This is a genomic window from Pseudomonas rossensis, from assembly GCF_039888995.1.
In the GTDB taxonomy this organism is placed as follows: domain Bacteria; phylum Pseudomonadota; class Gammaproteobacteria; order Pseudomonadales; family Pseudomonadaceae; genus Aquipseudomonas; species Aquipseudomonas rossensis.
This window is the reverse complement of the sequence record NZ_JBBWCB010000388.1, coordinates 1-239: the sequence shown is the minus strand read 5'-3', so window position 1 is coordinate 239 and position 239 is coordinate 1. Positions and strand designations below refer to the sequence as shown.

The window sequence follows — 239 nt, the reverse complement described above, 5'->3', positions numbered from 1 at the left end:
ACCTATACCGATATCGAAGTGATCCGTGGTTCGAACTACGACGACCGTTTTGTCGCGGATGGTCGAGTCATCGGTTTCGACGGCGCCGGCGGTTTCGACACCGTGGACTACTCTGGTTCCGCGGCCGCGATCAACGTCGATATCCGCGCCGGTACGGGCAAGCCCGGCATTGGCGGTGATGCCGAAGGCGATACCTTGCTCAATATCGAGAAGGTGATTGGCACGGCGTTCAACGACAC

1 pseudogene is annotated in these 239 nt (G+C 59.0%); it reads left to right on the top strand.

Going from position 1 to position 239, the window contains the following annotated elements:
- Positions 1-239: pseudogene (locus tag WLY71_RS30985) on the top strand (hypothetical protein); the annotation flags it as partial.